The sequence below is a fragment of the Bradyrhizobium sp. USDA 4502 genome, assembly GCF_054063355.1.
On sequence record NZ_JBSSGF010000001.1, the window covers coordinates 6,041,934 to 6,067,964 of the forward strand.

At 60.5% G+C, this 26,031-nt stretch carries 17 protein-coding genes; 5 read left to right on the top strand and 12 right to left on the bottom strand.

From position 1 onward, the window contains the following. The first annotated feature begins 270 nt into the window (after positions 1 to 270). Positions 271 to 939, top strand: a complete 669-nt coding sequence (locus ACVW1B_RS28135; protein WP_057017476.1) for an outer membrane protein — start codon at positions 271 to 273, stop codon at positions 937 to 939. A gap of 315 nt (positions 940 to 1,254) precedes the next feature. On the opposite strand, the gene ACVW1B_RS28140 is transcribed toward ACVW1B_RS28135, so the two are convergent. Further along, positions 1,255 to 1,467, bottom strand: a complete 213-nt coding sequence (locus ACVW1B_RS28140; protein WP_253636018.1) for a hypothetical protein — start codon at positions 1,465 to 1,467, stop codon at positions 1,255 to 1,257. Between the two features lie 461 nt (positions 1,468 to 1,928). Here ACVW1B_RS28140 and ACVW1B_RS28145 point away from each other — a divergent pair, with 461 nt between their 5' ends. Further along, positions 1,929 to 2,192, top strand: a complete 264-nt coding sequence (locus tag ACVW1B_RS28145; RefSeq protein WP_225642640.1) for a hypothetical protein — start codon at positions 1,929 to 1,931, stop codon at positions 2,190 to 2,192. 505 nt (positions 2,193 to 2,697) lie between these two features. Here ACVW1B_RS28145 and ACVW1B_RS28150 read toward each other — a convergent pair. From ACVW1B_RS28150 to ACVW1B_RS28170, 5 genes are all read right to left on the bottom strand, one after another. Further along, the gene (locus ACVW1B_RS28150; RefSeq protein WP_456822529.1) at positions 2,698 to 3,012 is read right to left on the bottom strand and encodes a hypothetical protein; all 315 of its coding nucleotides are present in this window, start codon (positions 3,010 to 3,012) and stop codon (positions 2,698 to 2,700) included. 124 nt (positions 3,013 to 3,136) lie between these two features. Further along, positions 3,137 to 4,681 carry an ABC transporter permease/substrate-binding protein gene (locus ACVW1B_RS28155; protein WP_253609885.1) on the bottom strand — a complete coding sequence of 515 codons (1,545 nt, stop codon included), beginning with the start codon at positions 4,679 to 4,681 and terminating at the stop codon, positions 3,137 to 3,139. A 40-nt stretch (positions 4,682 to 4,721) separates the two neighbouring features. After that, complete coding sequence (locus ACVW1B_RS28160; protein ID WP_253606939.1) at positions 4,722 to 5,549, bottom strand: ATP-binding cassette domain-containing protein; 828 nt, start codon at positions 5,547 to 5,549, stop codon at positions 4,722 to 4,724. Between the two features lie 124 nt (positions 5,550 to 5,673). Beyond that, positions 5,674 to 6,612: a class I SAM-dependent methyltransferase gene (locus tag ACVW1B_RS28165; RefSeq protein WP_253606938.1), complete on the bottom strand. Its 939-nt coding sequence runs from the start codon at positions 6,610 to 6,612 to the stop codon at positions 5,674 to 5,676. 787 nt (positions 6,613 to 7,399) lie between these two features. After that, positions 7,400 to 8,464, bottom strand: a complete 1,065-nt coding sequence (locus ACVW1B_RS28170; protein WP_253606937.1) for a transporter substrate-binding domain-containing protein — start codon at positions 8,462 to 8,464, stop codon at positions 7,400 to 7,402. A 1,576-nt stretch (positions 8,465 to 10,040) separates the two neighbouring features. Here ACVW1B_RS28170 and ACVW1B_RS28175 point away from each other — a divergent pair. From ACVW1B_RS28175 to ACVW1B_RS28185, 3 genes are read left to right on the top strand one after another with little or no spacing between them, the layout of a single operon-like run. Further along, a complete protein-coding gene (locus tag ACVW1B_RS28175) occupies positions 10,041 to 13,928 on the top strand; it encodes an AAA family ATPase (RefSeq protein ID WP_253606936.1) in 3,888 nt (1,295 codons plus the stop codon). Then, a complete protein-coding gene (locus ACVW1B_RS28180) occupies positions 13,925 to 16,135 on the top strand; it encodes an NAD(P)-binding protein (protein ID WP_456822530.1) in 2,211 nt (736 codons plus the stop codon). The genes ACVW1B_RS28175 and ACVW1B_RS28180 overlap by 4 nt, the downstream gene beginning before the upstream one ends. Before the next feature lie 11 nt (positions 16,136 to 16,146). Next, entirely contained in the window at positions 16,147 to 19,206 is a 3,060-nt protein-coding gene (locus ACVW1B_RS28185) for an NAD(P)-binding protein (protein WP_253606934.1), read from the top strand. A gap of 312 nt (positions 19,207 to 19,518) precedes the next feature. On the opposite strand, the gene ACVW1B_RS28190 is transcribed toward ACVW1B_RS28185, so the two are convergent. The 6 genes from ACVW1B_RS28190 to ACVW1B_RS28215 form a co-directional block, all read right to left on the bottom strand. Further along, entirely contained in the window at positions 19,519 to 21,288 is a 1,770-nt protein-coding gene (locus ACVW1B_RS28190) for a recombinase family protein (protein ID WP_456822531.1), read from the bottom strand. A gap of 17 nt (positions 21,289 to 21,305) precedes the next feature. Then, positions 21,306 to 21,548 (bottom strand): hypothetical protein, encoded by a 243-nt coding sequence (locus ACVW1B_RS28195; protein ID WP_456778965.1) that lies wholly within the window; start codon positions 21,546 to 21,548, stop codon positions 21,306 to 21,308. 36 nt (positions 21,549 to 21,584) lie between these two features. Continuing rightward, on the bottom strand, positions 21,585 to 21,845 hold the full coding sequence (locus ACVW1B_RS28200) for a helix-turn-helix domain-containing protein (RefSeq protein WP_456778964.1): 261 nt from the start codon (positions 21,843 to 21,845) through the stop codon (positions 21,585 to 21,587). A 182-nt stretch (positions 21,846 to 22,027) separates the two neighbouring features. Further along, positions 22,028 to 22,573 (bottom strand): hypothetical protein, encoded by a 546-nt coding sequence (locus ACVW1B_RS28205; RefSeq protein WP_456778963.1) that lies wholly within the window; start codon positions 22,571 to 22,573, stop codon positions 22,028 to 22,030. 267 nt (positions 22,574 to 22,840) lie between these two features. Continuing rightward, on the bottom strand, positions 22,841 to 24,271 hold the full coding sequence (locus tag ACVW1B_RS28210) for a DUF1254 domain-containing protein (RefSeq protein WP_456778962.1): 1,431 nt from the start codon (positions 24,269 to 24,271) through the stop codon (positions 22,841 to 22,843). Positions 24,272 to 24,339: 68 nt separating this feature from the next. Beyond that, positions 24,340 to 26,031 (bottom strand): hypothetical protein, encoded by a 1,692-nt coding sequence (locus ACVW1B_RS28215; protein ID WP_456778961.1) that lies wholly within the window; start codon positions 26,029 to 26,031, stop codon positions 24,340 to 24,342.

Genomic DNA, 26,031 nt, shown 5'->3' on the forward strand with positions numbered 1-26,031 from the left:
CGCTTCGCACTCAGTCGTCTTCGGGCTCGCCCCAGTTCCATGCGAAGATAATCATCTATCCACCGACACGTTGCGCCGGGATGTGATCTGCAATGCATAATCCGCGTCACGAAAGTTCCAAGCTCTCCTAACGCCAAGCGTCCCTCGCCTTTGTCGTTAGCGGCCCGCGTTTGGCGCCGCCTGTTGCAGCCAAGTTACAGCAATTCCGCACGTGTCTGATAGGCGATGAACTTGGGGCTGGGCTAGTACAAGAAAGTTGGAATGAAAAAGATGAAGAAAATTCTGCTTGTCACCGCCAGCATGATCGCGCTCGGCGCGGTCGCGCCCGCTTCCGCGGCTGATCTCGCGCCTCAGCCCTACACCAAGGCTCCGCCCTATGTTGCTCCGACCCCGATCTACAACTGGACCGGCTTCTACATCGGTGGTCACGTCGGTGGTGCGTTCGGTGGCAACGACAACGTCCTCGCCCCCGGCTTCGGCGGTGGCAACGACGGTGTGTTCATGGGCGGCGTGCAGGCTGGCTATGATTACCAGTTCGCGCCGAGCTGGGTGCTGGGTCTTGAAGCCAACTATAGTTTTCTGGATACCAGTTCGAGCTTCGCCAATCGTGGCCTCGGTTCGGTAACCGGCCGCCTCGGCTACACTTGGGGTCCGGCGCTGCTTTACGTCAAGGGCGGCTATGCCTGGGCTGACACGCGCTTCTCGAACGGCTTCGGCGGCGACGGCGGCCGTGACGGCTACACCGTCGGTGCCGGTCTCGAATACATGTTTACCCAGAACTGGTCGGGCAAGCTCGAATACCAGTACTATGACTTCGGCACCGTCAACGTGTCCGATTCTCTCGGCTTTATCGGCAGCTTCCGCAACGACCAGCACACCATCAAGGCGGGCTTGAACTACAGGTTCAACCTGGGCGGCCCGGCCGTCGCCAGGTACTGATCGCTCGCTTAACTCCAAGCGACATGAGAGCTCCGGGCCAAACAAAGGCCCGGAGCTTTTTCGTTGGAACGGTGGTTCCTCCCGGATTGGAAGCCTCTAGCGCGGTCGATTGACGCACGTTGACGGACTGATCCGTGACGACATGACGCACGACGATCAATGCGTCATGGAACTGACCTGCAAGGGACGATGGCAGCTAGCGCTCATCGGGCTGATCGAGCGCGAACAGGAGGCCCGTTGCGAGCGGTTCGGCCGGGCTGGTGGATTGGGCAGGCCGGTCGGATCTGCTGCATGGGCGCCGCGCGCTGCGAGGCTTCAGCGCCGCTGCCTGATCTGCACGGCCTTCAGATAGTCGGCAACTTGCTCAGCCCAATCGGCGGGTGGCGCCACGCCTGTAACTTGCGGGCTGCGACCGCAGCCAACGCAGATCGGGTGGGTGTCCTGATCGCTCTCGAAGCTATAGGCATCCGCGCCGTCGGTAATCACGCACGGCGTCATGTCGGAGCGCTTGCGGTCGCAGCGTTTCATCATGGCCTCCGTTCCCCGGCGAGTGCTAGCCGACACACTTTGCGAGTCCAGTGCTGGATCATGAGTCGCCCACCACCGCCGAGGAAAATGCAAAGTGAAACGCATTCGATGGAACAGCAACACGCGTGGGCGTTTTGGTTGTTGATTGATTATGATGCAATCGTGACCATGGAACTCGTGCTGTTGGCACGGACTGCACATCCCATCACGAGGCGGTTGTGATCTCATTGCGTACATCGGATCGACCGAGCACGCGCATCGGCTCGGCCAATCCGAAATACTGGCAAAGACGGCTCCGGCGCGGCCCTCAGACAGCACGTCGGGGCCGTCGCTTGCGTCAGCGGAGCTTGCGAGATGGGCGACAGCCGTGAAGTGCCATTGTCGGATATGCACGCGCGCGTGTTGACGCGGCGTTGCGGCGCTCAATAGCTTTGCCGGTTGGGGTGGCTTGATGCGCGGTGATGGCGATGTCGAGAATAGAAGTGAGCGCGGAAGAGAAGGAATTGATTCTAATGCTGCGCGAATGGAAACGCGACGTGCGCGGATTTGGGTCGTCCGAGGTTTTGATTTCACGCCAGCATGGACGCGGATGGGAAATCAGGCTTGCGCTTAACGCGGATCAAGTGTCGTCCATCGGACTGAGCTTCGGCCTGGCTTGGAATGCACTGGCGGCAACACAATTGGGTGCCGCACGAAGGACGACCTGCGTTGTGCATGAACCATGATACAAGCAGGACAGCGGAACCAGTTGCGTTGGCACAAAGTGCACTTCCATCCAAGGCCGAGTGTGATCTGATCGTCATTCGGATCAGCCGAGCCCCACAGCGCATCAAACTCGGATAGGCCGAAGCACTGGCGAAGACAGCTTCGACGTTGAAGCCCCTCAGACTCACGTCGGAGCCGTCGAAAAAGGTGGCGCCAATGAAAAATCGAACAGGCACCGAATGGGCCATCATCGCCGCTGAATGCTGGCTCGCAGTGGTCGCGGTGGCGATCTTGCTGATCGCGCTACACCCGGAAGTTGGCTGATTGCGACACGCACCGCTGTCGGGATCTAAGGGACGATTTTGGTTAGGGCCGATGCCCAAGCGCATGACGCAGGTCGAGATTCGTCGTCGCCTTCAGGACGACCGCCGCAGACGAGCGAGCGGAGCATCGCCGCCCCCTCGGCCAGCGCCTTGATCGCGTCTACCGCCCAGGACCCCGGGACTTAAAACAGCGTCTCGAACTTCAACGAGCGACCGTAGACGGAGATTCAGGAGTTGCGCTGTTGGGCGCGTCATTCGACTGTTCGGCGGCAACGACGGAACGAATCTCGTCGATCCGTCGACACGCGCGGATCGCACACTCTCTCAACTCATCGATCGATTGCGTTTCTGCCCGCGTCTTTTCAACCGCTTCGATTTGCGAGTTGAGGGCTGCAAGTTCTGCCTGGAGCAGTTCAAGCAGCGATTGGTTGGAACCAACCGCCCTTTCCACTCTTTTTGCCCGCATTGTCATCCCCAAATACGGTTGTACATTCGTGACAACGATTCGTGGCTTCATTATGAATCACGCTGCCGAAGTGATCGTTCATTGCGTGACGCGCCATTTCGTTCGCGACCTCGAGCGCGCCCCATCGGCGATGGTCGAACCCCGAACGAGAACGCCCCTGATCGTGTTCTCGTACTTATCGCGACTGCAAATGCACGGCCTTTGCCAAGGCTCGCGCCGCCTCTTCCGGAGAAGCCTTGTCCGTATCGCCGTCGACCATGAGGTTAGCGGCGCGCATCGCCTCAACGGGCACCGAGCCGACAAGCGGAACAAGTGCTCGCTTCAGCCGCGCATCGGCGGCGCGCTTTGGCGCGATGAGGATCAGCGCATCATAGGAAGGTATCGCATGCTTCGGGTCAGCCAGCACGAGCAGATCAAGCGCCGCGATACGCCCGTCGCTGGAGAACGCGGAGATGACATCGGCCTCGCCGGCCTCGAGAGCATGATACATGATCGTTGGATTGTACGAGCGTCGCGTTCTGAACGACAGACCATAGGCATCCTTAAGCGAGCGCCATTCCGGTCGGCCCAAAAACTCAAGGTCATCGCCGATGGTGAGTTGAGGTGCAACACGAGCAAGATCGGCAATCGAGGTGACGTTTAATTCCTGCGCTCTCTCCCGTTTCATCGCGAGAACGTAGGCATTTTCGAAACCAAGCGCACCGAGTACCGTGACACCCTGCTCCGCTTTCATCCAGCGGACGATCTCCGCCTGCATCTCCTCGCGCCGTGGCATATCGGTGCGACCGATAACGTTGCGCCAGAGCGTGCCGGAGTAATCGACGTAAGCATCAATGTCATTGTGAGCCAGCGCGCGAAAGGCGATAGCCGAACCGAGCCCGTCCTTACGCGTTACGCCGACCCCTTCGGCCTTCAGCCGGTCACCCATCAGGTCCGCCAGAATGAACTGTTCGGAGAAGCTCTTCGCGCCGATGACATAGGTTTCTGCTTCGTTCGAGAGCAGCGGCGCGAAACCGGCGAGCGTGCCGAGAGCAAGCCCGGCGATGCCGAACACCACACGCTTCCTGCTGCGTTCAGACGCCCCTGTCTCCACGAGACCGAGACAGAAGTCGGTGATCAGAGCAAGCCCGGCCGCGGCGATGCAGCCGAACAGCACGGAAACCCAGTTCTCGGTTTGCAACCCCGTAAAAATGTAATTGCCAAGGCTGGTTTGGCCGACGGGCGTGGAAAGCGTGGCTGCTCCAATCGTCCATACGGCTGCAGTCCGCACCCCGGCCATGATGACGGGCGTGGCGAGCGGCGCCTTGACGCGCGTCAGAATCTGCTGAGGCGTCATACCAACGCCTTCTGCCGCTTCGACGATAGCTGGACTGACGCCATTCAAACCAACCACACTGTTGCGCAAGATCGGAAGCATCGCATAGAGCGTCAATGCGATCAGCGTCGGCAGGAATCCCAGTGCGGGGATACCGAAGCCGAAGAGCCGTGCCGTCAATGTCGAGAGCGCAAGGAGCAATGGATAGAACAGTGCGAGCAACGCAAGTCCCGGTATGGTCTGGATCAAGCTGGCGATGGCAAGCACCAGCCTGCGTAGCCATGGTCGTTCCGCTGCGAGGGCAGCCAGCGGCAGGCTGACGAGCAGTCCAAGCGCCAGCGCCGTGGCGCAAAGTACAATATGTGGTGTGAGATAGGTGGGAAGCAGGCGCCAGGCGTCGAACAACGCGTCTAATCGGGCACTGGAAAGCAGCTCTGCGCCGGCATCAGGCACGAGCAGGTCCGTTCTTGGTCGCAAGCGCGGCGATGCGTTCCGCTTGACGTCGCGGGACTTCCATCAAGGCGGTCACGTCCGGATCGTCAGAACCAGAGCCCATCATCAACGTGTGCGGCGTATCGTCCGCGAGTACGCGGCCGTTCTTCATGACGACGATTCGATCAGCCATCAGCGCAGCTTCCTGGATGTCATGGGTGACCATCAGGGTCGTCATGCCGAACCGGTCGTGCAGCTCGCGGTAGGAAGAACCCAGGCTGTCGCGGGTGACAGGATCGAGCGCACCCAGCGGCTCGTCCATCAGAACAATGCGCGGTCGGGCGGCGATTGCACGCGCGACGCCAACCCGTTGGCGCTGACCTCCGGACAACATGTGCGGAAAGCGGCCGGCGTAATCCTGCGGCAAGTCCACCATATCCAGCATTTCGGCCACCCGCGCTTTGATCTCGCTCGCCTGCCAGCCACGCAACCTGAGTGTTACGGCAATGTTGTCGGCAACGCGCATGTGCGGAAACAAACCGATCCCCTGAAAGACGTAGCCGATGCTCCGCCGCAGCATCGGCGGTTCGGCTTCGCTTACAGGCACTCCGTCGATCCTGACTTCTCCAACGTCAGGATCGACCAGTCGATTGATCGTCTTCAGTAGCGTGGTCTTGCCGGATCCCGAGCCGCCCACGAGCGCGACCAGTGAACCCTGCTGCACGTCGAGCGATACGTTGGAAACAGCAACACTCCGCCCCCCATCGTAGGATTTCGATACAGCATCGATCTCGATATACGGCACGGAATTGGACGGATTCGAAATCGGCGAAGCTGTCATGGACAGGGCCTCCCTGTAGACTGCAGAACTGGCAGAAAATGACCAAGCAGGCGTCAGGGCATGATTCACTTGGAGGCACAGGTCCCTGGGTCACACCCACGCCCATCTTCGGAAAGCGAGTCCGTCACGGCTCCAACGCGACCTGCAAGCCGTCGTCGCCCTCAACATGGACATAACGGGGTCCGATCGGACGCCCCCTGCCGCTGGCAACAGTGACAATGTCTTCCAGGGGAGCGGCGCGCGCATCCGCCTCAGGGCGGGACAACATCAGATCGGCGTGAAACAGCCCTTCCGACTCAAGACCGGTAGCATCGATGCCAAGAGCCGCCAGGCTGGCCAAGCAACTTTCAAACTCCTCAGCATCGCGAAAACGACGCTGGATGAAAGTCGCGCCGGCAAGACGCTCCGTCACAAGGCCACGCTTCGCGAACGTCGCGGCTAGAGAATCGAACGGGAACATTCGTAGCACGAACGAAATGATCCATGGACGCTTCTCCGTCGCATCGAGAATCTTGCTGAACGTCTTCTCGGTGACGTAGCCGATGCACCCAGTCGACATGATGACATCCGCGGATCGGACAAGATGCGCGCTGTCGGTCGAGAGCGCCTCCGTTTCAAGATCTGCGACAATGCCCTGCTCAAGCAGACCAACACCCGTCGCATACCTTATCGCCGGCGCCGATACATCGAGACCGATAAATCGCGCGAGACCGACATCCGGCCAAGCCGCATAAAAATTGCGATCGAGACGCACCAATGTCTCAGAACCGATCGCCCTCATCTCGCGTCGGGCGTAGCGATGGCGCAAGCCCCCGAAAGTCAGTGGAAACCGATGCACCGCTGCGTTGATTCCGTATGAACAGCCAACATCAAGCACGGTCGGCTTGACGCCGGTTTCCGAAACCTTCGCTGCCAGAATTTGGCGCACAACCGGCTCGGCCACGTCCGGGATCATGTAATCCAAATCTCCCAGGACAGAGAAATATGCCCTGGGATCATCCAGGGCATAAATATCATCGAAGACGGCCTTGGACTGATTGATGCGCGAAAAATGTGTTTGCAACCCGGTCTCCTATTTCAACTTGCAAGCCACTCGACGGCTGCTGCGTTCAAGTGCTTGATGCCCTATTGCAGAGATTGATCGACGCACAAACCCATTGCGCTTTTTTTCAACCTCGCTTCGTGGAACTGCGCTGCGCACTGATGTGCACGCGCGTGTAACGCGGCCTCCTTTTCGAGACCATCGCCTGTTGGGGCGGCTTGATGTGCGGTCAGGATGATGTCGAAAATGCCAGTCGCTCCGGCAGAGAAAAGGATCAACTCTAGTGCTGCACGAATCAAAGCGTGCGGGCAGCCGGCCCCGATAGTCGACAATGCTGGTCAGGCACGGACGCGACGGTTGGGAAATCACGCTCACGTTGCGTGCCCGGTGGCGCCAGTCGCGGCACCGAAGAACATTTCGCAGAAGCATGGAACGCACTCGCGCCAGCACAGTTGCCGACAACAGGTTGAGACCGCGCCAATAGGAAGGCCGCTCAGATGGGAATGATTGGCCCGCGTAGTTGGCCGATGGATCGAACTCGGCCTACGGACAAGGCGCGCTGGAGCAGTTCCTCGGCAACGGCAACTCACGCACGTGGTTTGGGGGCCATGTTAGAAAATGCGCCAAGCTGCCACGCCGAGGATGAACCAAGCTTGAAGCTGATTTGGTGGAACAGCAACTCGCGCATACGCACAGGGCTATTGACGGTTTGCATCGCTCGCGAGGCCGATGTTCGGAACTTTGTCGGTTCCGCTGCAACGATGAGACTCTGACAGCGCTGAACGGACCGGGCTCCTCGCAGGTATCGTCAGCGAGATTGAGCGTTTCCAAGCGTCTCGAACACCGTCTGCTGCCACCAATCACCTTCGATTTGATCGAGTACGGCGAGATCGAGCATCGGCCGCAAGGCGCTGTCTTTGGGCAGCACGATCGCATAGCTCTCGCTGCTGAAGCTGGTATCGACGACGCGAGCCGAGGCCGGGAAGTCGCTGCGAACCATCCAGGTCAGCAACGGCTTGTCATGAACAAAGGCATCGATTGTCCCACGCCCCAGCGCGGAGAGGCCGCCTTGGATGTCCGGAAACGTTCTAAACGAAAGCCGCTGACGAGCGAGGTAGTCGGTCGTCGCGGAGTTCGCGACCGCGCCGACGCGCACGGACCGCAAGTCGTTGAAGCCGTGAACGGCGCCCTCGAGCCCTCTGCGCGTCAGGGTGGAGGTGATACCGGCGGTGAACACCGCAATCGCGATCACGGAAGCGATCATCCATCCCATTGCGACGATCCTGCCGGGGAGGGTTGTCGGCGCATTCTGAGCGGCCCCGGCTTGCGTCATGGCGATGGTCGACCACCAGAAGCTGGAGCCGAGTCCCTTGGCGCCGCCACCGAAGTGCTCCGTTTTGCGCCGTTCCAGCATCCAGATCAGGAATCCGACCGCCATTGCGAAACCAAGCAGCACCGCGACGGCCTGGAAGAATCCGAAAGAGAGAAGCGCCCGCCCGATCGCGAGCCAGGGGTTTTCGTTGACCGGTACCGCAACGCCGAGCCCGGTGTTGTAGAACGGCTGCGTAAAATCGACTTTGCGCGCACGCTCGGCAGTCACTGTGACCGCCGCGACGCCAACATCGAATCTGCCGTTTGCGACGCCGTCCAGCAAATCCGGCACGCTCTGGGTTTCGACCAGGCGAAAACGCAGGTGTGCCTGATCGGCGATCCTTTTCCAGAGCGCGATGCTCATACCGCTCCAACTCCCATCCGGCTGCTTGATGGCAAATGGAGGGGCCTGCTTGGTCGCCACGACTAATTCCTTGTCGGGCGCCGCGGCCGCTTGGGCGTGAAGGGCGCCGCAGCCGAACGCGGCCACCGCCAGCGCCAAGATGCATAACCAGACCGGTCGAATCGACGTCCGCTTGCGTTGCGAGATTGGATCTCCCGGCCTGGCGCTGTGGGCAGCCATCTCACACGACACCCCTCCCAAGTGGCGGTCGTGCAGAGCTGTCGGGAAAGCCTCGAATGAACTCATTGCTCACCTCGATGCATACCGGGATTGCCGGCCGGAGCTTCGCTACTCTCTTGGCAGCATTCGTCACACTCCTGTCCGTCAAAACAAAGGCGAAGGAGTCTTCGGCCATGTCCGGAGGGCTAACTAACCTCAGGTTGAATTTCACAACGCAGACGCTCGATTGTCGACGTTGCGGGTGACGGCATCGCTTCTCTCGATTCAACAAAATCGCAAGCATCGGCATGAGCTGCGAGGCAGTGACAAATGACACCATAACGCTCAGGATACGAGAGTTTCGGCACCATCGAGGCGTTCGCGAAGACACCCGCTGGCGTGCGCATGGTCTTTACGAAGAATGGAGCCCGGTTGGATGCTGAAGCCTCGCTTGCGGTTGTGGCGGTGGGTTGGGTCGCAGACACGAAGCGGCTGAACGTCGCGGCTAGCCTACCCCACCTACGGAGGGATCTTGGCCCGGGCTGCGGTGATGGCGGCAGGACAGCTCGGCTTGAGCATAGGCTGGCAAGCGCACCGGTTCGAGAATGTATCGCCTGCGACCCGCCAGTCGGGAGAGGTCGGGGAGCGTCGGTGACCTTCACGGGTCGCCCGTCGCAAGGGAGATTTCCGCAAATTTCGGCAAGCATCGAGACGTGCGAACGGCCCACGGAGACGGGCTGGCAGCCCCGACCAGTAAGCCGATCCTGGTCAACCCACAGCACTGAAAGCCATCCAATCCCTGCAGCCGGGCAGCACCCCGCGACGGGCAGAACGGCTAGTCCGTTTTGTTCGCGCTGATATCCCTTTCAGCGACGAACACGGTGGCCACCGCAACGAAAACGCTAGGCAATGGCGGCATTCGCGAGGTTATCCAGTCCATGCCATTGAATTTGCTTGGGATATCCCTCCTGCCGGGATCGCCACGTCATTTCCCGCTCCAGTGTTTTCAATGGGTTGAGCCTCAATTTGGAAGTCGAGCTTGTTCAGAAGGCGCAGCCTCATGAAGATTGGAAAGCCAAGAGAGCCAGTCACCGTCCTTTGGCGCGCGTTCGCGTCGCGTCATGCGCACGGCTCGGCCAGCCCTTCATCTGCACGTCGACATGCGTGTGAGTGACAAGGTCATCGCCTGTGGTCGCTTTTTTTCCGGATCACGAACGGACCCGAAGTTTGACGATCATTGTGAACCACCCCACAGCCCGCATGCAGCCGAAGTGATAAAAGGCATTTTAGACATTGGACAAGACCGCTGACGGTCTCCGGCGGTCCGAGAACCGCAGGTTTGTTGATTTTCTCTCCAAGACAGGGTTCCATTCCGGCTCCATTGAGCCGAGGTCGTGCAATGCCTGCCGGAGCTGTCGCGAGGGAGCAAGCCGCCCACACGCCAAAATGGGTGAATGCACGCCTCCGGTCTCAGGAGTGGTCCAACAACCCTCGCGCGGACGCCCGGACCGCGGCAGTGCTGCTTATCGACATTGCCGGCTTCACAGCGAAGACCGACCGCGCTGCCGGCGACGGCGCTGAAAGCCTTACCTACTTCATCAACGATTGCTTTGCGATACTGGCCGACGTGATTGATTCAGAGGGAGGCGACATCGTCGCTTTCGCCGGTGACGCCATTCTCGCGATTTGGGTCGATCCGGACGCTGCCGTCGCTACCGCGCAGGCCGTGCGCTGCGGCCTTGCGCTGCGACAGGCCATGACCGCCGGGCCGGGCCGAGAAGCGATCAGTGCGCGCACGGCGGTGGAAACCGGCGAAGTGTTCTTCTGCAGGCTCGGCGGCTGGCAGGACAAATGGCACTATGTTGCAGCCGGAGAACCCTTTTATCGCATCGGCCTCGCTTATCAGAAAGCCGCGATCGGCGACATCGCGTTGTGTGCAAACGCCGCGCGGCTGTTGACGGGCTCGTGCGAACTCGAGCCCATGCCCTATGGAGCACGGCTCCTTGGAATGAACTCGCCTGATGCCGTCGCACCGATAGACCGCACCATCTTCGGAAGCCACACGGGCAAGGCCGATGCCAGCGACTGGGTCGGCGAGTTTCGCACGCTCACAGTGGCGCGGGTCGGCCTCCCCGATTTCAATTTCGATGATGATTTCTTGACGAGACTGCAGGCCTTCGTCGTTGACGTCCAGCAAATCGCCGAACGGCTCGAGGGAACCGTTCATCAGGTCCTGATGGACGACAAGGGCCTGACTCTCACGCTCGTCTTCGGATTGGCTCCGCTTGCCCACGAAGACGATCCCTTCAGGGCAGTCGAGGCGTGTCTGCGCCTCCGTCGCCAGCTGGAAGCGAAGGCCATTCCGATTTCTGTCGGCCTGGCGACCGGCCGCCTGTTCTGCAGCAATTATGGCGGCCTCCATCAAAGGACATTCGGGATTTTTGGGCAGGCGATCAATGTGGCCGCGCATTTCGCCGAGGCCGCACAGGGCGACATCGTCTGCGACGCCACGACGGCCCAGGCCGTCGGGCGCAGGATCGTGTTCAATCTGCTGCCACATCTCCAGGTCAAGGGGACGGGCGCATCGATGCTGGCGTTCAGTCCGGCGGCAGTGACCGACGATTTCCATGCTCCACCCCGGCGCACCATCATCGACCGCATCAGCGAAACCGCGATGCTCAGGAGCTGTCTCGACGGTCTGAAGACGGGAACCGGTAAGCTCGTCCTCATTGCAGGCGAAGCCGGCATCGGAAAATCGCGCCTACTCGAAGACTTCATCGGATCGGCGCAGGCCGACAATCACGCCGTCCTGGTTGCAAATGCCACGGCGATCGAAAGATCGACGCCCTATTTCGTGTGGCGCGCCGTATTGCGGCAGATCTTGCAGTTTGAAGGACCGGGCGACGGACCGCGGGTTCGACGCGAATTGTCGGAAGCGCTGCTCGAAAACGAGTCGCTGCTGAATTGGCTTCCGCTGCTCGAAGAAGTCATTCCACTGGGATTTTCCGAATTCGCCTTCACTGAACAGATCGTCGGCTCGGCTCGCGCGAGCGCGATCGAAGAACTCGTGATCTTCATCCTTCGCCGATCGAGCGTTCGCATCCTCCTGATGGAGGACGTCCACTGGTTCGACGGCCCCTCGATCGAACTGCTTGGCGCCGTCGCGCGCCGGCTTTCGGACTTCCTGATCGTGGTTACTCAGCGGACCCAGACGACAGCGATCGCAGAGCAGCGTCTTGCCGTCGAACTCGCCTCATCGCTGCAGCTGCGGCTCGACCGGCTGTCGCGCGACGACGTGCGGCTGCTGGTGAAGCGGCGCCTGAGATCGTCCGAGGTTCCGCCGGAACTGGTGCGATATGTCTACGGTCATGCCAGTGGAAATCCGTTCTTCAGCGAGGAGCTCGCGCTCGCGCTCAGGGACACTGGAAAGATTCAGGTTACGCGGGGGATATGTTCGTTCGATGAACAGAGCCTCGCCGATTCCAGTATCTCGCTCTCGACCAGCGTTGAACGCGCAATCGTCAGCCGGATCGACCTGCTATCGCTCGACGACCAGCTGGTGCTCAAGGCCGCCAGCGCAGTCGGCGACGCCTTCTCCTCCGAGCTGCTGGATCAAATCGTCCCGGAGTTGTCCGCTGCCACCAAGGCGGAATGCATCCGCCGATTGATCGAATTTGACTTCCTGCAACTCGATCGCGATACGCGGCCACTTTCCTTTGTGTTCAGGCACTCCATAACGATGGAGGTTGCCTATCATGTCTTGTCTTTTGCGCAGCGAAAAACCCTCCATCGGCGGATTGCCGGCTTCATCGAGCAGCATCACGCCGAGGAGCTGCAACCGAATTATGCGCGCCTGGCAAGGCATCTCGAGCTTGGCGGCGAGCCGTTGCGGGCGATCACTTACCTCGAGCTTGCGGCGCAACAGTCGCGCAACAACTCGGCAAATCGCGAAGCGATCCGTTACGTGGAGAAGCTATTCGATCTCACGCAGCGCGAAGCAATCCAGATCGGACGCAGCCGCAAGGCGGCTTGGGAGGTCATCCTCGGTGACGCTTGTCACGAATTGTCGGACTACGAGAGCTCCGCCAACCACTACCACCGCGCGATGGAGTTGCTTGGTCATCGTCTCCCGGTGAGCAAGACCGAACGAATCGGCGCGCTTGTTCGCAACGCCGCAACCCAGTTGAGGTTACGGTACACTTCGTCGAAACAAGTGGCCCTGGCTGAGCAGGACAGGTCCGACATGCAGCGCGTCGCTCATATGCACGAATTTCTGTCGGAGCAGTATTTCTACCAGAATGACTCGCTGGCCGTGCTCAACGGAACCCTGGCCTCGTTGAACCTGGCCGAAAAATGCGGCGCGACCCCGGAGACGATTCGAGGATACAGCGCGCTGGCGCTCGGAATGGGGATGTCCGGCATGGTGGGGATCGGTCGCAGCTACGCAGCGCGCGCGATCCAACTTGCGGAAGGTTACGGCTCGCTGCCCGAGATCGCGCGGGTCCGACTCGTGCTCGGCGTTCTCTCTTATGGCCTCGCCGAATGGGACAATGCCGAGGCGCATGGCGAACATGCAAGACGTTGTTACGAGCGCCTGGGAGACCGAAAGCGTGCGCAGAACAGCGAGACGATGTTGATCTTCATCGCGCTGTTGCGGGGATATATTTCGCTCGCCGACGAGCGGCTTGCCAGGCTGTTCGCGGAACTCTCCGACGATTCCCCGCCGCAGATCCGCGCTTGGAGTCTTTCCTTACGGGCATTGATCGACATCACCCGGGGCGGGGCCGATACCGGATGCCTCGACAAACTGAAAGCGCTGGCGGGCCAGCGGTTGATCCGCACGGAACAATTGCTTTGCACCGGCGTGGCCGCGGCCGGCTACCTCGAGCGCGGCGAGGCCGCGGTCGCCCTGGAGCTTGCGGAACGGGGACTTCCGATCTTGCGCGAATGCGGCGTTGTGTGGGGCGGATATGCCTTCGGGCCGGCAGGAATCGCCGATGTCTTACTGAGCCATTGGGAGCAAGCTTCCGGCGCAGTCTCTTCGAACATTCAAAGCCAGGCGAAGCTGGCGTGCCGGGAGCTTTCCCGGCTGGCTCGAACATCGCCGATCTGCCGTCTCTACAGTCTGTTAATGAACGGCCGATTGTGCTTCCTGACCGGTCAACCGGCGCGGGCGCTCGAGAGTTGGAAGCGCGCCGCCGAAGTGGCCGAGCTGCTGCAAACCCCCCGCGAGCAGGCGCAGGCGATCTATCGAACCGGCCTTGCGACCAGCGCGAGCGATCCTGAGCGTGAGTCTCGCCTGCGGCAGGCGGCCGACATCTTTGAACGCCTCGGCGCCGCCAAGGAGCTCGCCGAACTGAAACGTGTCCATCCATCGCCGTCGTCGCAATGGAGACAGGCTTGAGCCAGCGCCGCATCATCATCGTGGGCGGCGGAATGGCGGGACTTTCCGCCGCCTATCAGCTCAGCCTTACATCGGAATTGCGCAAGCAATATCACGTCACGGTCTATCAGCTGGGATGGCGGCTCGGAGGCAAGTGCGCCAGCGGGCGCGATGCGCAGGGCCGCAACATCGAGCATGGCCTGCATATCTGGTTCGGCCACTACCTGAACGCTTTCCAGATGTTGGCTGAGGTTTACCGAAACTTGCCGCGGAAGGGAGCGAGAGTCGATTTGAACACCTTGATTCTCCCACAGGCTTACACGCCGATCGGCGATCCCGATGGGGCCAAGCCGACCGTGTATGACGTCAACTTCCCGACATCGAAGAAAGTCGGTATACCCGGCAGAGAACCGGCTGACCTCAGCATCGCCAATTGTCTGTCGCACGCGATAGGGCTGTTGATCGACTTCCACGACTATGCGCTCGGGTCAGACTCGCCGATCGTCAAGCTCGACGAAGTTTCGATCGAAACGATAAAAATGCGCGACGACCCGCGGTTTCCCCCCTCAAGACTACTCGGTGTGGTGACGGCAAGGACCTGTCTGGAGATTGCCTCGGCATGGCTGTTGCATCTCGACGAAGACATGATCTCGTTTGGCCCCGCGGACATGGAATTAGTCCGCCGGGTGCTTCAGGGCGCTGCTGGCGCCAGTTGTCATATGACCTTTGCGAATACCGTAGCCGGTCACTTGTTCGACCAGGCCTTGCGACTAGCGTGGCCGCTGGTGGACGGCATTTTCGACGACATCGTGATTGAGCAACGATCCATCCAGCAGATGGACGGCGAGGACTTTCGCCGCTGGTTGGTTCGTCATGGCGCCGAGCCCTTACTGGTCAAGCAGTCGCCAATGGTGAGAGCGCTCTACGACACGATGTTTCAGTATCCGGACGGAGACATCGCCAACGCGAGCTACGGCGCAGGAACCGCGGTCCAGGTCCTGCTTCGAGCACTCGGAACCTATCAGGGAGCCGTGGCGTGGGAGCTGCAGGCCGGTGCGGGCGAAGTGATTGTCGCTCCCCTGTTCGAGATACTCAAGCAGCGAGACGTCGAGTTTCGGTTCTTTCACAAACTGACCGATATCAGGGTCTCGTCGGATGGGCGATCCGTCGATTCACTGCACTTTGACGTGCAGGCGATACCGAAGTCCGGCTATGAATGGACCGTGCCGATTGGCGATGGACTGTCCGGCTGGAGCAGCCAACCCGACTGGCTTCACCTCGACGTGCCCCCGAACGGCTGCGTTGATTTTGAATCGTTCTGGTGCAACGAGCGGGTCGGCACCGACGTAAAGACACGCGTCGACGATTTCGACGATGTCGTCCTGGCGATACCGCTCGGCGCTTTCAAGAAGTTCACGGGCAACAAGAGTGTCGAGCGACCGCCCGGACCAGGCCTATCTGGCATTGAAGCAAAGCACGAGCCGTTCGACGACCTTTACAACTACAGCACCGGCTTCTGGAATATGGCGGCAAAGCTTCGCCTGGTGCCCAGCATCGCAGTTCAGCTCTGGAGCACGCGCTCGCTTGCCGGCCTCGGCTGGTCCGGACAAAAGCCCGCGCTGGTGTCAGGCCCCAATCCTCTCGACATCTGGGCGGACATGTTCCAGCTCCTGCGGTATGAGCGCCGCGACCCTCCCTACTCGCTTCACTACCTCTGTGACGTCTTCCCTTCGAAATTGTACGCAGCGCCGCAGACAAGCCGGCATGCCCAGGAGGTGGCAAATCTGCTCGCCTATCTCAAGACGTTGGATTGGCTCGAGCACAAGGCCAAATTCATCTGGCCGAAGGTGATGACGAATGGTGCGTTTGACTGGACCGTGCTTTACGACGATCAGGATCGCCACGGCTATCGCCGGATCAGGGCTCAGCACGTCAAAGCCAATATCAGTCCCTGGGACTGCTGTGTCGCGACCGCGGCCGGCACCAGCGCCTGGCGCCTGAAGACCGACGAGTCCGGCTTCAAGCACCTGTACCTCGCCGGAACCTGGATCGACACCGGCTTCAACACCGAATGCGTTGAAACAGCCGTGATCTCGGGAATGCAGGCGGCGCGCGCGATCACCGGCGCAGAGCTCGAAATTCCCGGCGAGCGTTTCCTTCACGCTACCCGACAATTTGTGTCTCTCTGTGATGTTATGCGCAGCTGCGCGCCCGCTCCCGCTGAATGAGGATCGGCCGCATGGCGCTCAGAAAGATTGCAATCCTGGGAGGCGGTGTCGCGGCGCTCAGCGCGGCGTTCGAGCTGACGGAACAGGATCCGCAGCATCAGCTGTTCGACATCACCGTCTACACGATCGGCTGGCGGCTTGGCGGCAAGGGAGCGGTCGGCCGCGACAAGGAGAAAGGATATCGCGCCGAAGAACACGGACTTCATGTCTGGACCGGTTTCTACGATAACGCATTCGAACTGGTCGACCGGCTTTATGCCGCGATGAACGATCTCGATCTCAGCCCGCCGTTCGGATCACGCGAGAACGCCTTCGAGGGCCTCGATCGATCCGTGCTCATGGAGCCGTTCAATTCCGGTTGGACTTCATGGACTATCGACATTCCACCCCATGAAGGAATTCCGGGCACGCCGCGTCCCGCAGTCTCGCTCGTCGATTTTCTGCGCTCCCTGCTCGAATGCTCGGTGCAGCAGAGCCAGTCGATCGCTGGTTTCACCGACCAATGGCCGGCGGGGACCCAGCACTCCGCCGTGGCGGCCGGAACAACCGACGGTCCGTTCAGAACGGCGCGGGCGAAGATCGATATCCTGCCGCAGGATCCCAGGGCGGTCAGCCCGAGTGACGCCGCCGAACTACAGACGATACTAAGGCATGCGCGGACTCGGCTCTGCGACAAGCCGGCGTCAGCCGTCATGTCTCGCGACCCGCGCGAGATCGTGGCGGAGGTCGCTCTGACGATCGCGATCGGCATGTTGAGCGACGGCGTGCTGTGGCAGGGCTTCGACTGCATCGACCATCAGGAGTGGACCGATTGGATGAGGTCGAACGGTTGCTCGGATTCGACGCTGGATTCCGCCATTATCCGTGGCTGCTATGATTATGTGTTCGGGTTCTTCGGTAGCCGCCACACGGATAGATACGGGAATGTCATTCCCTGCAGGAATGTGGCGGCAGGCACCGGCACCCGCATCCTGTTGAAACTGCTCTTCACATATCGCGGGTCGTTCTTCTACCTTCTCAAGGCGACCATGGGCGAGCTGCTGTTCGCTCCGCTCTACCAGGTCCTCACGAAACGCCATGTCAAATTCGAATTCTTTACCAAGGTCGAGCACATCGGACTGTCTCAAGACAAAGCTTCGATCGAGTTCATCGACACCACCGTGCAGGCGACCACCCACTCCGGCAATTCTTACGATCCGCTGATCTGGATCGGCGCAGATGGCACAATCCCGAGCTGGCCTTCCCATCCAGACTACTGTCAGCTGGTCCAAGGACAGGATCTGCGGGACCAAAGAATAGACCTGGAATCGGCGTGGACGAAGTGGCCCGGCGTCGCCCCTCCCCGAAAGCTGCTGCGAGGGAGGGATTTCGACGATGTCGTGCTCGGCATCGGCATCGGCGCATTTTGCACGATATGCAGCGACCTGATCTGCCACACGCCCGGCTGGCGAGAGATGGTCGATGCCATCAAGACGACGGCGACGGTAGCCTTTCAGGCATGGACAAACGTCGGCATGCGAGAGCTCGGTTGCAAGCAGGATCGAACGGCTCTTTCGGGATTCGTATTGCCGCTCGATACCTGGGCCGACCTCAGCCTGATGTTGCCACTGGAAAAATGGCCTCACCCGCCTCCCAAGGGGTTGGCATATTTCGTTGGCTCCCTGGTCGACGATCCCCTGAATCCGCCGCCCCCGTTCTGCAAACACAGTTATCCGGCCAGGATGCTCGCGCGGCAAAGGCGAAGGATGCTGCACTGGGTCGAGAGCAACCTTCACTTCCTATGGCCCGGAATTGAAGGCCCCGGCCATGCCATTCGGTGGGAGCGATTCTTCGACTATCGTGCTTATTCCCCCCCGACTCGAAGGCGGTTCTTCGCGCAATATCCGAGGGTGAACATCAATCCCTCGGACCGATATGTGCTATCGGTTCCCGGCAGCGTGTTCAAACGCATGGAGGCCGGCAAGTCGGGGGTCGACAATCTCTTTCTCGCCGGCGACTGGGTTCGTACCGGTATTAATGCGGGTTGTATTGAAGCATCGGTCATGGCGGGCCGCGCCGCGGCAGCCGCAATTGCAGGAGTAGATATTGCCATGCCAAACGCCAACGACTTCGACGACGTTTCGCTGCCAACCGCCTTGTTGCCGGCATTGGACCTGTTGCGCAAGCTTGCCACTAACGCCGTCGCCGGTACCGGCGAAATCGAGGCGTTTTGCGTCGTCCAACAACGGCCGCGCTGCGAACTCGAGAAGATGCTACCCGATGGGCTGACACTCCTCGAACCTCCAGCGCCCCACAGCACGATCAAGACAGCGCATCACGGCGCGGCGTCCGATGCAGAGGGCAAGACGGAAAAGACACCGGAGATTATTCCCGAGCCACCGCATCATGTCGTCCTGATCTTTGCCCGGCAACGCAACGTGCGTCCAGGACCACTACCCTTCGGCGGCGCGCACTACCTCGAAATCGCCCAGCTGATTCCCGACGTTATCCATAAGAACGCACCTTCATTGCAGAACGTCCTGTTCAGCTACATGCCGCAATTGTTCGTGAGCTCGCTGGCAGCCACGTTGATCGGCCAGAATTTTTACGGCTTCAACAAACAGGTCGCACGAATCCAGGATGATAATGACTCCTTCTCCATGCGAAGCTCATCCGGCACCATAAGAACCTGGTTCGAGCGCGACGGCGTGCCCGGTGGCATCGACAGCTATCTCGCCATCAAGCAACTCCGCGACAAACTGGATCAACCTCTGGTGGGCGTCCAGCCGGATGGCAATTTCATCTACTCGATGCTGAAATACGGTCTTGGCGGTGCGGTCGTTCAACCCATCAAAGGCAAGATCGCGCTATCCTCGCCTTTCGCCCATAAGGCAGAGGAGATCGAACTCGCACCGATCTCAAAGCCGCCGCAAAAGGACGACTCTTGGGGATTCCGGTTCATCGCGCCTTGGACGCTCAGCCTGCCCTTCAACTTTCCGGCGGGGCAGCCGAGTTCGAGCGCAAGAAATCTGGCGAGGGCCACCGGCGAGTACAGCACGGCATTGCTGGGCCGTATCTTGGTACGACGCTGACGGCCTGGAGGCTTGGCGCCACTAATTCGCTCAATGGTCGCCAAGGCACCGCACTCGTACGAAGCTCTTAGAATGACGACCGCCATCAAAACGGCGAGAGTCGAGCATGAGGATGCAGCGGCTCCGACCCGACAGCTGAACACCAGGCAGCCTTTCACTCGCTACTCGTGCCTTGGCCGCAGAGCGCGCCGGCCCCCGAGCTGGCGGACCGCGTGGAAAGCACCATCCCTTTGGAGGCTGGATAAGGCGGTGAACCGCGACGGTATGACGAATGCCGCATGGTAGCGGGGGATCGCTACATTGCTAGACCCACTATTTCCGAAGCCCTGTTTTGCTATCGGAGGGCAGCCTAACTCGCGACGTGGACCCTTGGTAGCCCGTCAAAAGCCGCCGTCCGTGCGCAATCCGTCGCCGGCTTAGAAATGGTCCGCTAGTAGGTTCAAATCCTGGACGTGCTGCCACTGCCGGCATAAGACGATTAGTCCGTTGATTTTCTTGGGTATTCGAGAATTCAAGGATACCCATCAATTCGCCGCGTAGCTCGGCGAGGACCTCGCCACGCTTCTTGCCAGGATTGAGCACGATTTCGCCGATGAGCGAGCGCAGCGCCTCGACTGCCTCGCGCCCGCCATCCGGTTCGGCGAGCGCCTCGGTGAACCGGGCCACGTTCCTGCGATAGACGTTGGCAATGTTGGGATGCACATCGGTAATGTTGGCGGGAGCCTGTGACTGGCGCGCTGTGATCTCCGCCTTCTGCCGTTCAAGCTCGTCCATCCGCGCCCTCATCGACGGCTGGTAGAGGCCGTCCTCGATCGCCGCCATTATGCCGGCAACCGCCCGCTCGATCTTCTGGAGCGCACGGTGATCTGTTTCCGCCTGTGCCCGCCGGTCGTGGTTCAAGCGGTTCATCTCCGCGGCATAGGCGCGCACGGCTTCTGCGACCGCCTGAGAAGAGACGAGGCAATCCTTCAAACCCGCCAGCACCCGCGCCTCGATCTTGTCGCGCGTGATGGTGCGGTTATTCGCACAAGTCGCGCGACGATGGTGGTTGAGGCAGCCGTAGCGGTTCGGCGTCAGGATGCCGATCTTGCCGCCGCAGCAGCCGCAGGTGAGAAGGCCGGAAAGGAGGGAAACGGGCCGATTGGCGAGGTGCAGCCGCTTGGCCCTGCCCTCCCGCGTATTGGCCGGGCTGGGACCGAAGAGGGCCGAGATTTGCTGTTGCCGCGCCCGCGCGGCCTGCCACAGTTCATCGTCGACGATCTTGAGATGCGGCACTTCCTTCCTGATCCACTGGCTTTCCGGGTTCGGCCGTGACACGCGCTTGCCGGTCGCCGGGTCCTTGACGAAACGCTGCCTATTCCAGACCAGGACCCCAGCATAGAGTTCGTTGTTGAGGATGCCGGTGCCGCGCGAGACGTGGCCTCGGATACTGGTGTCGCCCCAGGCCCGGCCGAGCGGACCGCGAATGCCGTCCTTGTTTAGTTCGACCGCGATGGCCTTCGGGCTCTTGCCGGCGGCAAAGGCGCGGAAAATGCGCCGAACGATCCTGGCCTCCTCCACGATGATTTCGCGATCGCCCCGGATCGGCTCACCGTTGGCGTCGAGCTTCTTCACGACGTTATAGCCGTAGCAGAGGCCGCCGCCGGCTTTGCCCTTCTCCACCCGGCCGCGCAAACCGCGATGGGTCTTCAGGGCAAGATCCTTGAGGAACAGGGCATTCATGGTGCCCTTGAGGCCAACGTGAAGCTCCGTGATCTCGCCTTCGGCGAGGGTGACGATGGAGACGCCCGCGAAGCGCAGATGCTTGAACAGAGTGGCGACATCCGCCTGGTCTCGAGAAATCCGGTCCAGCGCCTCGCCCAACACGACATCGAACAGACCGCGCTGCGCATCCTGCAACAACAACTGGATGCCGGGCCGCAGGATCATGCTCGCGCCCGAAATGGCGGCGTCGTGATAGGTGCTCGTGACCTTCCATCGCTCGCGCTTTGCGTGCTCTCGGCAGAGTCGGAACTGATCCTCGATCGAGCTTTCGCTCTGATTGTCGGACGAGTAGCGGGCGTAAAGCGCAACGCGGGGCATGGCGGTCTCCGTTCTGTCTAATCCTTGCCGGCCTCGTCCTCCGCATCGTTCGTGGCTTGAGGCCTGTTATCATTGGCGGCGCTGAGCGCCGCGAACTGTTTCCGTGCAATCCGGCATCCGATCAGCCGGGCAATGGTCAGGGTCACCTGCTCCAACTGTTGCCGCGTCTTGTGATCCGCCTCATTCCGTCCGCCATCCGGACCTTGATTGTCGTTAGCCGGTCTGATGTCGTCCGGCTTCGGTTCTGTGTCCTCTGCCATACCGTCGCTCGCTCGATTTGCGGAGTCAAACGGGCATCAAGCAGCCTCAGGATCAGGAAGAGAAGACCAAAAATCCTGCCATCGTACGGGAGCGCGCAAATACTTGCGAACAGCGGTTTTGTCGTAGATGTCGAACGCATCACACGGCCTGCAAAGCCTTCCGCACTGCCTTCGGGCGCGCTCGATCGCGAGAAGATAAGCGCGTGTCGGCCCTTCCGGCTGTCGCGAGCCTTGTTCCCAATGGCACAGCGTATTGACGCTGAATCCGAAGCGACCTGCGAACTCTTCCTGCGTCATGTCTAGGCCCACCCCGGATCGCCTTCACGTCGATCTTGTTCTTCGGCCCTTTGTGGAGCCGAGATGTGGAACGATGGTCGTAGGTCGGAGATATCCGTTCCCACCGCTTTCGTCTGGCGGTGCCTTAGTGGTTCGACCAGGACTTCGTTTCCACATCCCGCTCGTAAGAAGGCGCGCAATCGTTATCGAGGATCAACACCGCGATGCGGAATAGCGAGACCAACGGCCGCACAAATCGCGCGTTCAGTCGAGAGCAGCAGCAGCCGGTAGCCATCCTCATCGTAAAGGGGGTACTGGCCAACTTCGTAACACTCGCGCACATACTTTAACGCCGCGGCCGCTCCTTTGAGGCCTCCCGGCACGATGCCGGCGAGCTGACGCGAGGCCTTCATCTCAGCCCGACCGAGTGCGCCTTCAGCCTCGCAGAGGCCACTTAACTTGGCCTCCAGCTCGGCCCGCCTGCCGCAGGGCGCACGGCGCAGCTCGCGCTCGGCAGCATCCTGCTCGGCGAGCAGGCGCCCCAGTTCCTCAAAGACTCGGCGGTGGCCCTCGATGGCATCAAGGACCGGGTCGGGCGCGGTCGAAACGCCAACACTTTCAGCCCATGAGGGAGTGATGACCCCGGCCAGGATGGCGGCGCTGCCGGTGACGAACTGCCGGCGCCGAATGGCCGGGCCGGCAGGAAAGATTGAACGACTCGTGGTATAGGCAGAATCAGCCTGAGACATGGCTTGCTCCATGTTGAGGGTTAGGCTCGCGCAGGTGTTGCTGCATCTGTGCGGGCCGCTTGCCTGGCCTGTCGCGGCCAGTGCCGCGAATCGAATCACGGCCGATTCGTTACGTCAACGGATATCCGGTTTTCACCCACGGCCAGGCCGTGTACCCATAAACCCGGCGGCGTGATGCGACTAAAGCAATGTCTGCTTTGCCCCTATAGCGACCGACTTCGTGCGGCAGCGCAATATGTCGCGATGGGCAATAACGGAAATCGCATATCAGCTCGCTCTCGTCAGAGGTGGGGCCTTCCATCGGCCATCCAACGCTTCCGGCTTTGGCCAATAGAGACGCATCGCCATGAAGAACGGACCCTTTGGCGCGGGCAGCCAGTTTGATTCCTTGTCTTTGCCCGGCGGTTCCTGTTGGACGTAGATCGTGAGGCCGCCGTCGCTATCGCGCTTCAGGTCGGGCAACATCGGCGAGTTGATCAGATAGCGGTTGAGCGGATTCGCGACCAGGAGGCTCGCCGGCATCTCGTACATCGTGACCGACCAGAAGGAGTTGACCGGCGGCAATTGATCCTTCGCAAAACGAAGGGTGTAGTGCTTCGCGCCGTTCGGCGTGTTGCCCTCCGCATCGACAAAATAGAGCGGATAAATCGCTTCTTCTTTGGAGTTGCCGTAGATGCCGACCACAGTTCCGCCCATGCGACGGAGGTAGTTGTTTCCCAGGGCTTCGCGCGATCCGGTCAGGTCGCCACTGGTCAGTTTGCCGGTATCGATCTCGTTCATTTTGAAGCTGTTGAACGTCTGCCAGGCGTCCACTATCCCGTCTTCGAATGCTTTCCTCTGCTCGGGTGACATCGCGTTCGGTTCGAACGGTTTGCCGGCCTCGATGCCAATCTTTGCAAACCGGGCCATCAACTCTTGTTCGGTCGGATGGATCGCACAGAACTGCAGAACGAAGTTGAGAACTCTAAAAAACTCCAATGAAGTTCGCTGCTGATCTGGCGTCAATGGTTTCACGAAGTCCACATTCGGCGCAGACGCAGCCGGTCGGCCGAGGAAGCTGGAGAGCGGCTGCACCCGGTAGCCAGCTTGGATCTTCTTCACGTTCTCGATGTCGGCCGGATTGAAAAGCTGCGTCCGGTAGAGAATGAACGCAAACTCGGTTTCGGAGCGCAGAACGTCCTTCACGCCCGCCGGCTTCTCTCCCTTCCAACTCGGCCCCGCCAGCAAGTACGATCCTGCATCGTTACCGGTCGCGCGGCTGCCGACATAGGCGAAGTTGAAGGTGTACATGTCGATGAATTGAAGCGAATAGTAGCGGCCCTTTTCGACAGCCGGCACCGTGAACACCAGCGGCTCGGCTCTGAGGTCAGCGCCAACATAGGAATACGGCGTGTCCGAATTGGGGGTCTGAATGGCCTTGTCTTCCGGCGTGTAGACTCGGGCATTGTTGAACAGTTGATTCCACGGCGCCTTGTATTCATGCCCGCTGCGATCCACGAAGTAGGAATGCTGGATGCGGTAGTTGTCGACGAGCGGAAAGCCGAAGATATAGGCGTCTTTTGCGATGGCTTGCGTTTCGGCCGGGCTTGGCGACTGTGCGTGTGCCGGCGCAGTCCCGACGATGCCGGCGCCCATTGCTGCGAGCGTCGTGGCGCCAAGCAGGGCGTCGCGTCGGGTAATCCCCGTATGATCGATCATGACGTCCTCATGGTTCGCGGGAGCGCTGAACAGCCCCGCATACGGGGTTAAGGAGCCACCATGCACGCTTATCCCACCGTGACCCGCTTCAAGGCGAAGAGCCCTCCGATCAGAAGATCGCCGTTTTCGAGTATGGTTGTGATGCCGCCATAGGCGTTCCATTGTCGGCTGTCGTCCGGGAACGGCCAGCGTGCTTTGATTTCGCCCGTATCCCAGTCGAGACCCACGTATTCGTAGCGGCCGTTCGTTTTTGTTGCGGCGTAGACCATGTTAGTGGCCGCGGAGACGACCGGCACCATGACGTCCGAGTTGTCGACCTCCCCGTTGATCCAGGCCTTCTCGAACGACTTCGTTCGCGTGTTCCAGGTGAACTTCTGGGCGCCCATCGGGGCTGGGCGCGTCAGACCGGCGGTCATGGCGTTTTCGTAGATTGTGCCGGGGACGGGCTGCGGGTAGCGGCAGTTGAGCACCATGGTCCCGTAGCCGAGCACGTTAGGCGAAGGCTCGATGGTGACCTTCGAAATGTCGGTGCGAATCTGATCCGCTATGCGCCGCGACTTCGTGCCGGGCTTCTGCTGGAAGCCATCCGGAATCTTGTCGCGCCAGAAGGCGACGACGTGGGTGCCGTCGCGATCTCCGTCGGCAATGATCACGAGCTTGTCGGGGTCGTCACCGAAGCCCATTAGCGTCGGCGTCGTCCCGGAGCCACCGGATTGGGTCAAGGCGCCTGCCGCGACCGCCTCTTCGTGCGTCATAGTGTTGTACTCGGACTGCCATCCTCCGTCGGCTTCGTCGTAAGACAGCTTGGAGCCGGTCCACACGATCTTGAGCATGCGCCTGGAGGTGACGACATAGACACCGGTCTCATCGACGCAGATCCCGTTCTCCACCGCCTCTCCGGCAAACGGGATAATCCCTTTGGTGTTCAGGTCACGGTCAACCAGCAGCATGCCGCCTCGCGCTGCGGCGGCGATGTAGCCGTCGTACGTCATATTCAGAGCCGTGAACGACGTGATGCTCTGTTTCAGCTCCGCCGGAATATCCGCCGTAAAGTCCTTCACCTTCGCGACGCGCAGCGGTGCCTTCGGATCGTTGTCGTCTGTCGTCTTGACAATCTTGAGATCGTAAGCCGCGTAGTTGAAACCGTCCCTGTCGATCAGGTTGTAAACGCCGTAGGGGATCGTTTCGTAGCTGAATCCCAACCCGGCCATCGTTTTGGCCAAGGCGACAATCTTCGACTCGTCCTTGGCACGCGCTGCGGCGTCGGCTTCGGCCAGCACCGCGGCGATGGCCGCCGGCGTGCCCTTTGCGGCCACCGCTTCGAGACCCGGGACCGGAATAGACGACACCAACTGCAGTGAGGTGCCGGTCGCGTTGATCTTTTTGATCTCGGTATCGGTTGCGGCGATGATGATCGTCTCATTGCCCACCTTTTTCACCGTCGGATTGGAGACAAAGACGAGCGGAATCGTCTTCACGTCGGCAGCCGCCAACGGGCGCCCCCTGGCTGGGCCGGCATGCAGAACGGAATCGGTTGCGCCAGGATTAAAGTGGGATTGCGGGTAAACGCTATCGGCGAGCCAGGGATTGCGTTTCGGCATGTTTGGAAGTGCGCTTGCCGACGGTGCGATGCCGACACCGACAGTCGGTGCCTGTGCGCGTGCCGGGGCGCTCCTGACGATGCTCGTGAGGCCGAGAGCTACGAGTGTTGTTGCGCCGAGCAGGGTATCGCGTCGGGTGATTGCATCATGATTGATCAT